General features: G+C 61.8%; 3 protein-coding genes and 1 pseudogene. All 4 read right to left on the bottom strand.

Annotated features, from left to right (window positions below):
• Positions 1 to 1,819: pseudogene (locus AC2VLV_RS17135) on the bottom strand (DISARM system helicase DrmA); the annotation flags it as partial.
• Positions 1,820 to 1,831: 12 nt separating this feature from the next.
• The gene (locus AC2VLV_RS17130; protein WP_486991114.1) at positions 1,832 to 3,769 is read right to left on the bottom strand and encodes a BbrUII/HgiDII family restriction enzyme; all 1,938 of its coding nucleotides are present in this window, start codon (positions 3,767 to 3,769) and stop codon (positions 1,832 to 1,834) included.
• Positions 3,770 to 3,797: 28 nt separating this feature from the next.
• On the bottom strand, positions 3,798 to 5,927 hold the full coding sequence (locus AC2VLV_RS17125) for a KAP family P-loop NTPase fold protein (RefSeq protein WP_486991113.1): 2,130 nt from the start codon (positions 5,925 to 5,927) through the stop codon (positions 3,798 to 3,800).
• A partial coding sequence (locus AC2VLV_RS17120) for an Eco57I restriction-modification methylase domain-containing protein (protein ID WP_486991112.1) occupies positions 5,924 to 10,128 on the bottom strand: 4,205 nt, incomplete at its 5' end. The genes AC2VLV_RS17125 and AC2VLV_RS17120, both read right to left, overlap by 4 nt.

Here is a 10,128-nt window from a genome sequence, read left to right as displayed (position 1 = left end):
GATCCGGGTGCGTCGGGTCGGCCAGCGATGGGATCGACAGCAGCAGGAAAGCCAACTGGAACGGGCGCCAGCTGCGGTTCTTCAGTACGTCGAACTGCTCGACGGTGACGTCCTTGCCACGCCGGATTTCGAGGGCGTATTGGCTACGCACGCGCTGCGTGGCCATTGCCCGGTTGGCGAAACGGAAGGCCGCCAGGGCATTCGCGTCGCTCTTCAGCGTATCGATACCCTGCTGCAGGCGAGTGTGGATCTCCTGGCATCGATCCATTGCCTGTTGCGACTGCGCGTCGTAGCCAAGCACGTCGATGCCGACCCGAGCACGCTGCTCATCGATCCACGCGGCGTAATCCTTGGTCAACAGGTTGAGGGCGTCGACCAGCGGATCGATGTCCAGTGTGGCGAGGCGCTGCATGTCGAGCAGGCCACTGCTCACCATTTCCTTCATCGCCGGCCGGTCGGCGGGGTCCAGCCCCGGTGTCTCGGTGACCTGCACCTCGTACTGCGGCATGACAGTGATGCGCACCTCGGTGGCCAGCGTCACGTCATCCGCCGCTTCGGCATGGACGGCGACGCCGTGCCCCACCGCGAACTCCACCCGGTTGCGGTAGATCATCTCCAGCGATTCACGCTCCGGGTCCATACCGTCCGCATCCAGCACAGGCCGGCGGCGGAAGATTGCGCGCTTGGGTGCTTCAGCTTCCGAACGCACGATCAGCTCCGGCTGGAAGACCCAGGCGGTATCGCGGTTGGTCTCGGGTTCTTCCTGTGCGTTGACCAGGAACAGCGTCACCAAGCGATCGCCATTCGCGTTCTTGGCGCGCACGGAGCCCTGCACCCGCACTTCGGGATAGGTCTTGTCCGGCGCCTGATGAGGGATCACGCCTTCGGTGAGCGGCAGCACCAGCTTGCCGCCACAAGGGATGCGTTGCCAGACCTTGGCCTTGGTCTGCTCCTCGGCGCCGGTCTCCTTGTTCTTGCGGATGCGGAAGATCTCGTGCTCATCGCTGCGCTCGTAGCGACCCCAGCGCACCTCGATTTCGATCCGTTCGGCGTCACCATCCACACAGAAGGTCATGCCCAGGCTGCTCGGTACCAACGATTGATTGCTGGCAGCGTCGATCTCATCGGCGGCGTCAGACTCGGGCTCGACACGCCCCGTCGCCGTGCCGAACTCCGCACCGGGTTCATGCTGGCCGGGCGCCTTCGGGTCGGTGGGCTCTTCGACCTCGTCGTTCGCCAGTGGCCCTTCGAGCCCTTCGATGCCACCCTGTGCCGCCTCACGCGGGGCGAGCTTGCCCACCAGATAGCGATCCCGCACACCCATGTCGACGATGCGCTCATGAGGGCCGCCAGCCGGGCCGAGCAAGTCGTCCATCACGGCCAGTTGCAGCAGTTCGCGGATGTAGGCGAGTTCCTGCTGATGCTGGGGAGATCTGGGATCGGAACCGACCGTCGGCACTTCGGCGATGGTCTTGTGCAATGCCTTGGGCAGGGCTTCGACGAAATCGGTCCACTGGACCCGACCGATGCTGCTCGAAGACGGTGGCGTGAGTGCAGTGAGGCCGATCGAGACGGGGTCTGTGATCGACAGCAGTCGGTCGAAATAGAGCGTGGTGGTTTCGAGATCGGAACGAACCCGCAGCACACGCCCGACACGGGTGATGCTACCAACGGGGTTCAGGACCAGAACCCAGTCGTCCTCCTCGATGGCCTGATAGAGAGAACGCTCACCCTTCAGAACCAAGATATAGGGCGCGAGCCTGTGGTCGGTGCCGAGGCCATGATCGATGGCGATCCATGCGTTGGAAGTTTTCGTCATACCTTGGTCACCTCAAATCCTGTCCACGATCTTTTCGAGCTTGTCGAGTGACTTGCTCTTCTCGATGTATGCCGAATACGCCTCTTGAGCGCCCCGAATCAAGGTGTCGTAATGGACGATGCGGCTGCCCGGTGAGATCGATGTCATCGATGACTTGAGGCGGTCGGGGTTCGATGCCTCTTCGTTGACGGTCTTGCCAAGGACGAAGATCACCTCGATATTGGGGCTGACATCGTTTTGCTCGCGCAGGATCTTTTTCAGCTTGTCGACGTAGGTCTGACCTTGCTCCACCAGTTCGAGCAATCCCATCTTGCGGCCGACCTTCTTGAGCTCGACGATGACGTGCTTGCCCGCATTGGTGCGATAGGCGATGTCGACGCGGCCCAGGCGCTCTTTCTCGGTCATGTCTTCGATCAGCACGCCTTCCGTCGTCAGGCGCGATTCCATGATCGGGCTGCCCGTGGCACGCTCCCATGCCGGGTCCAATAACCAGAGGTGATCGAACAGGTACTTCTGGAGCACCCGTTCCTTTGCGTCCTCATCGATGATGGTCTGGAAATCCCGGATGGCATCCAGACGCGATTTGACGATGTCCCGGTAGAGGGATGCCTCAAGCGAGTCTCTGTCGGCGAGCACGGCCAGCAGCCTGTCGGCACTCTCGATGCTCGTCACAAACTCCTCGGTCGAGCCGCGCAGCTTCATGCGCTCGAATGCCAGGATGCCGTGCCGGTACATGAGCTTCCGATCCTCTTCCTCATCGACCGGCAGCGCACTGAGTTTGGCGATCAGCGTCTCCGCGCTCTTTTTGTATCCCTCGGGGAGCGTATCGAGCCACTCGGCGAGGGCGGGCGATGTTTCCTTCGCTTTCTCGACCTCGTGCTTCTTGCGCCATTCCGTCCAGCGCTTCTCGACTTGCGTAAGACGTGATTTCAGGAAAGCGATCAGCTGCCCATATCGGGGGTCATCCTCCTGCACGCGCTGCCGATCGCTGGTCGCGATGTCTGGTGCGTCGTCGGCGTCTAGGAAATCGGCCTCGATCTGCCCGGTGAGGTACTTCGTGTAGAGCCGCCCGTCGTTCAGTTTGTCGAGGATGTTCTCGTGAAACAGGCGGCCACGGGCGAACACGACGATGCCATTCAGATTGCCGGCATCCTCACTATCCAGTTGTTTGGGGAACCTAGCCGTGCCGATCCAGCCGCTGACCCTCCACCCGGCATCCCATCCATCGAAGCGGTTCGACAGGGATTCCTGTTCCAGTAGCTGCGTGGCGGGGGTCAGGTCGAGGGCGTCGTCACCGAATCGCCAGAGGAACTGCACCATCGGCAAGTCACCACGGTCGGAGGGCGTGATGGGCTGCCCATCGAGGTCGATCTTGAAACCGTGGGCCTCTCCGATCACGGAAAAGCGGCGCGCCAGGCGCTTGCGAAGAGCCAACGCTCCCCGGCCGAGACGCTGCCGCTTGATGTCGCGCAGCACGATACGGGTACCCTTGGTCACCGTGAGTCGATCGGTGGGCAAGGACTCGGGGCTGTAGAAGGGTTCGCGCTTCTGTACGGATTCGTGGATTCCATCCACGGTCATACGAAGGCCATGAGCCGACCCATCCTTGGCCGACTCCACCTCGATGACGTTGGCGATCGAGAAAAGCGAGAGCTTGCCCAGTCCTTTGCGCCCCATCACGGGGCGCCCTTTGGCGGTGGTCTTGCCATGCTCGGCGTCCTCGTCGCGTCGTCGATAGCCGACCCGCAGGTATTTGCCGTTCATGTCATCGACCGACATGCCTATGCCGTCATCGACGATCTCGATCCAATTACCCTCCGGATCGATCTTGATGTCGACGGTCTCTGCGTCGGCATCCCAGGCGTTCGCGACGGCCTCGGTCAAGACGGCCGCGATGTTGCTGTAGAGGTTGATCCCCAGATGGTCGAGCACATTCAGGTCGACCGTCATCTTGTATATGTCCGTCATATGCTCCCGCCTAGTCATCAAATGCGCCGATGCCGTCTGGGTTCTTGCCAGACTGGAGCATCTCGAACTCTGTCAGATACTGCGATACGGCTTCTCGGGCGCCGTCAAGCACTGTGTCATCGCGCTGCAAGCGCTGAAGTCGAGCCGCAGTGACGGCGGTGTCGATGTAACTCTCCAGCCAGCTCGGATTGAGGCGGGGTTGAAGACGAACCGCCCAATCGCCCATCGTCTGGGATCGCGTGTGTTGCAGGAACTTCGGGAGCAGATTTAGCAGCCCCTCGTCGGACGTCGTTACTCGGTCGCACCATGCCCGTACTTCAGTGCCCTCACCCCAGTGTTTCCAAGTGGCGAGTAGCCTCGGCAACTCCGGGTGGCTCATGAAGCCGGACTCGCCTGCAAGAACCCGTATTCGTTCCAGCCATACGGACTTCAGTCGTATGACTTCATCAGCCATCAGCAGCGTGGCTTCCTGTGCCTTCTCGACCTCTTCGTCCAATGCCTTCAAGAGCCACGACTGGACTGCAACGGCACGACCGGCCCGCATCGCAATCTCCAGCACATCGGCGCGCCGATCGGCCGACAGCCGTTTCAGAAGGTGATAGACGGGGCGCGAAGCGCGTGAGACGTTGCCAAAATCGAACATGCCGCGTTCGTCGGCAGGATCGATCAACGCATCGCCTACGTCGAAGAGCGCTTGGATGACGGTTGAGATATGCGCATCCGGAATGTCCTTCTCGACATGGTCCATCAGTCGTTCGAGCAGTGCCCGCGCCTTTGACATGCCATCGGGCCGCCGCTCTTTCTTGGCTTGAACGAGTGCATTGCCAAAGTCAGCTGGCGACGCCGCCAGACTCAGCAGCGCCACCATCTCACCGCGGCGTATGGCACCGGGAGGAACGGTGAGCCGGAAATAGATCGGGAATACGTCCGGGTGGCAGGCCCGCAGGTTTCTCCGCCACTCAGCCAGCCAGTCCGAGCCGTAGCCCATGCGTCCAGTTTTCGGGAAGATTCGTTCGATCAACGCCTTGGAGCTCTCTTGCAAATCGACTGGTAGGGCTTGTGCCCATCCAGTGTGAAAGGCTTCCTTGGTTCGCTCATCGACGTCGTAGCGAGAGTCGCGGCTGTGGCCCGCGAATCTGTCCGGGTTGGTACGAATCACGTCGTACAAGCCGGGCAAGAACACCCGAAGCGCCTCGAGCGCAATGAAATCCACGGCATTCACTTCACCACGGACCGCCGGATAGGTGACGGCCAAGGTGTTCGTGAATCGAACCACGTCACGAGGCACCTGAATCAGCGCGTCGATCCCGTCGTGATAGACATTCGTCCAGTACGACTGATCGAACGACCCTTCTGGGACGTCGCCCAGTATCTCGTCGAGACGCTTGAAAAGGGCCGCGCGCAGAGCCACGCGATCGACGGGCGGCAATTCGAAAGGCACCTGAATGATCTTTTCCAGGTACCGCTCGCCGGGTAAGCCGCTCTGTTGTTCAATTGCTTGTGCGGCGACGTCGCGATCGAAGGCCAGCAAGTAGACGACGTTTGGAAAGTCCGCCAGCGCCTTGATGACGGTGAACAACTGGCGGGTCTCCTCCGGCGTCAGTCGATCGATGTCGTCGATGATCACCAGGATGCGTTTACCGGCCTTTTGCAGGATGCCCGTGATCGAATCCTTCAGTGCTGGCACATCCTTGGGCTTGCGCTTCGCTTGCCCCAGCAGCTTGCCGATGAGCCCACCGGCACCGCCCGAAACTCCGGTCAGGTCGATCAAACCACCCACGCCCTCGGCGAAATCGGCCAACAGGTCACCTAGTTTTTTGAACTTCTCGCTCTTGGCTGGCAACACGGCCTGCAACTGGCCGAGAAATGCGCGTGCCAGGTTTTCTTGCCCGGAAAACCACCACGGGTTGAACTTGACCAAGACAGGCTGCTCGTTCTCTGGGCGCTGCTCCAGGAAGTGCTGGACATAGCTCAAGACCGTGGATTTTCCGGAGCCCCACGGCCCATAAAGCGCGAGCACCAGGCCGTCGCTGCCAGGATAACGGCAAATGCTGTCTGCCAGGCTTTTCGCGAAGGGGGCATGCCCAAAGAGATCATCCTTTGGGTCGATGCTGGGGCGATCGGCTGAGAGGGCGGTCATTCTTCACCTCCCACATAGCTATAACGCGTCCCGCGCTTCTCACCCTGGCGCTCGACTCTGCCATTCGCGAACAGGTCGGCGATCGAAGCATTCCATTGACCGTCGGTGATGCCGATGGCGGCGACGATGTCGGACTTGGCGTGCCAGCCGGGATGTGCCCTCAAGTATTCAGCGATGGCATGTGAGGGGCTGGCGTGGTTGCGGGTACGGGGCTCGGGGACCTCAAGGTGTGCCCCTTCATTGGGTGGAGCAGCGTCGAAGTCGAGTGAGGGCTGTTGCGTGGGCGTGTTTTGACCACCTACGGTGCGAGGTTTCCTCGCTCCAGGGCTGGCGGCTCTTCCGTGCAATCCTTGCGCGACCTCTTCCTCGTACCTTTGATGGTTCAGCTCTGACAAACGGCGAAGGACTTCAAGGCGTGCGCGCTCACTGACGGTGAATCGCACGCGATCGTTTTCGGGGAGATACGGAACCTCGTGGTATCCGTGTTCCAAGTCGAGGTCGCCCCAGCCGTAGGCGCGGGCGACGGCGAGGTCAATTGCACGGTGCAACTCGCGCATCGTATCGACTCGGGAATCGGTGTCAGCCCGATCATGGAAGCGGTTGTAGATTTGGGTGAGGCCGATCGCCCCGGCTGCCATCAACGCCTCACGATGTGCGTGATAACGCTCACCGAGACCTTCCAACTCATCATTGTCATAAAGAGTTGGCATAGGCCATGTTTCCAGCGCATACGATGTGGAATAGTTCAATGTCGATGCGCCCAGTGTGCCGCATGTCCAGAACGCCCATTCCTGATGATGGCTGGATTGCAAGACGGCGAAATCCGACCAGCGCCTCAAGAAGTAAAGCTTTGTTTTTGTGTTGTAGATGTTGTTTGTCGGAACCTTCCTGAAAGTGACATATTTCGTCACGATAGCCGAGGCCAGCAAGGTTTCATGCGCCGCCACTTCGCGCATCAAAGCTGGGCGGAGATCCCAGAACTTCCAATAGCAATCCTGATGAATCTGCCCCGTCAGCCCATCCCGGTACGGCTTGACCAGCTCTTCGACGCGCTGGAATGCCGGGCCATACTGCCGCGCTTTCTCTTCAGGCCAGTCCCGGAAGTAGATGACCCATCGGTAGGGCTCCAGCCTCGGCATGGTGTTGAGGTCTTGCCCGTTGAACAGTGGGAAGATAACCTCGGCACACTCGGGATCGGCGGCCAGGATCTCCGCCCGCTCTTCGGCAGTGAGCTCGAAGCCGCGCCCCATGATGTCTTGGCCCTGTGAGAACTTTCCTTTCAGTGCCTTCAGCTTCACCGGACGCTTGATCTGAAAATCTTCTTCCAGCGCGCCGTTGACGGCTGAAACCGTCCGGTCGTCCAGGACCTTCCTGCCCCGCCACCCATTGCGAGCGACCCACGCAATCGAAACGACCACCGCCGCATTGCCTGGCCATGCCATGCGCGAGCATCCCCGATAAACGGCTCCACCCATTCCGATGATCTGGTCCAGACAAACCACACGGGAGCCGGTCTCCGTGATCGATTTGGTGGCCAATAGCCCGAAGCAACCCTGTGCTCCAAGCAACGAGAAAGCCCGTAGGTAGAAATAGACGCAGAGATCTGGCGACCCCACGACACCGTTACGGATCAGCTTCAAATACTCCTGATATGCCAGGCCGAAACGACGGCCTATCCAGCGTCCACCGCTGAACGGCGGATTGCCGACCATGCCGTCGAAGCCGCCACGCTCTCGTGCAAACACCTCCGGAAATTCCAACGGCCAATGGAAAGGCCGGCGCGCTGGCTTGTCGGCGGGCAGATCAATGGAAAGTGCGGCGACAGACCTGCGATGCATCGAGACGAGTACGGCTCGATCGCCGTCGATGGCTTGTCCGGCCTGGACGGCCAGCGATGCCAAGGCGTTCTCCAGACCCGAGCCACTGCCGCCCGCTGCGAGCACCTCCCCGATGAACGCATCGGCGATGCGCTCAGGCACTTCGAGCTTCTGACGTGCATCGGCATCCAGTCGCGCCATGGCCTCGACGTCACGGATGTCGCGAATCGGCATCTGGCGCAGTCGCTGCCGCAGCTCGATCGCCTCGTGAACCGCCCGTTCGATGTTCTGCCCGAACAGGCGTTGCTGACCTTTCCCAGTCGGCGTCATGGTGAGTTCGGTGAGCTGATCCAGACGATGGATGCCGAGCAGGCTGTCACCGCAGCGCAGGTTGTGGTCGAGGAAGCCGAAGGGGCGTCCCTTGGCCAGTGTCATCAGCCAGATCGAGAGCTTGGCGAGTTCGACCGCCAGGGGATTCAGGTCTACGCCGTAGAGGCAGCGCTCGGCGATGAGGCGTCGGGCAATCACAGTGCGGGCCTCGGTGTCGCGGGGAAGAGGCTCCTTGATGCCCAGCGTATCCAGCACCTCGCCATCCACACTCACCGTCTTGCCGCCACCCTCGGCCTGTGCCCATGCCTCGACCAAGCGATCGGCCAGCCAGCGGCAGGCTTGCACCAGGAAGGCGCCCGAGCCCATGGCCGGGTCGCAGATCTTGAGGTCGAGCAGTTCGGCGGGGGGTTTGAGCCGCCATAGCTCGCGCGGGGTGCCTTCAGCTGGCCCCACATAGGCGATCGGGGTCAGGGTCTCGGTGACGATGGCCTCGGTGAGCGATTTCGGCGTGTAGTGGGTGCCGGTCTCGCGCCGGTCGGAACCAGTGGTGACGATGAAGGCCCCGGCCGGATAGACCAGCGGATAGCCCCAGGGATCGGTGCGCACCAACTGGACAAAGGGCTTGATGTGATTGCGGAGGTTGGTGTCCCCATGGCAGGCAGCCAACAGACGGTCGGCCAGCGCATCGTCGACGGGCCTGGTCAGATCGTTGCGCACGCGGCTGGCGGAACTGCCGGAGCGCTCCTGGAGCAGTTCGGCCAGACGTTCGGCACCGTCCAGCCGGGCGGACTCCAGCTCGGCCAGCGTGACCCAGGGGGCCTTGGCATTCTTGGTGGCGTCGAGTTCCAGCGTGACCTCGGCGGTGCGCTTGACGGTGCGCTCCAGCAGGCCTTCATAGACGTAGCCGATCTGTTCGACGTCCAGCGCCCGGTAGGACAGCGTTCGACCCTGGAACTGCTGGATGGCCTCGAGCATCAGCAGCACGGTGCGGTTGTCGATGGGCAGTGGTTTGGCGATGTCGGTACGCCAATCCGATCCCTTGGCGCGGCCCTCTAGGAAGGGGAAGCGATCCGGATCGAACAGCGAGCCGCCCAGTGCGGGCAGGCGCAGGTTCTCGTGTTCGATGCCGCCGAATACGGCGCGGAAGATCGCCAGCAGACGCGACCAGGCATCCCAGCGGCGTTCGAGGATCTCCTCGGATTCCGTGCGCAACTGCATGCGCAGCGTCGACAGCGCGTAGTTGGCCTCGTAGCGTTCGTCGCCGAGCAGCAGCAAGCCACGCTCCTCTGCGGAGAGCAGGAAGACCAGCCGCATCATCACCGTCAGCGCGGCTTCGTAGAGTTCCGGCTCCTTCACGTCACGCAACAACTCGCGGTCGCGGTCCTGGTCGGCCTTGTCGAGCGCCTGGATAAGCACTTCGACGGCGCGCCGCACCTGCTCGCCGAGGGCGTCGGTGACCTCGTCCTGATACTTCAGCGAGCGGTCGAACAATGCCGGCAGTTGCTCGACCTCATCGACGAAGAAGCGCCGAATGCCCAGCAGATGCACGAAGGCCTGCAGGGTGCTGGGTTCCTGGCTCCAGATACGGGCGTACCAGCTCGCGAAGGTGGTAACGGCGCCCACTGGGGCGTCGACCAGCATCCAGCGCTCGCCATTGGTCACCAGCCCGAGGCGGCATCCAATGGCGCGGCAGAGTTGGACCATGCGGTCGGCCGGGGTGGCGGCCCATCCGTCCAGCTTCAGGGTGGCATCGAGGTCTGCGTCCTGGCCGTAGCTGTGGATGAGCATCAGCGGTTTATTGGCCCGTTGCTCGTCGATCACGGCGAGATCCGGGGCCAGCGTCACGCCATGCTCAGGCAGGCTGACACTCAGGTTGGCCGCGCACCAGTCGGCGCGCTTCAAGACGTCGCCTTTGCCGTCCTCGTCGAGTTCCAACCCGCGCGCCAGCACCTCATCGATCCACGCAGCGTGCAATTCGGCAAACTGCGGATCGTCCGTCTCCAGCGCCTCGCGCCATTCCTCGTAGGCCTGACGCAGCCGTTTGCGCTTGGTTC

This window comes from Thiomonas sp. TH-17, from assembly GCF_057473305.1.
Note: the sequence above shows the minus strand (reverse complement) of the source record. Positions and strands in the feature narration are given on the sequence as shown.

Bases quoted from the DNA above. Each gene is read 5' to 3' on its own strand.
- AC2VLV_RS17130 (WP_486991114.1), bottom strand. From the start codon at position 3,769: ATGACGGTCGACCTGAATGTGCTCGACCATCTGGGGATCAACCTCTAC.
- AC2VLV_RS17125 (WP_486991113.1), bottom strand. From the start codon at position 5,927: ATGACCGCCCTCTCAGCCGATCGCCCCAGCATCGACCCAAAGGATGAT.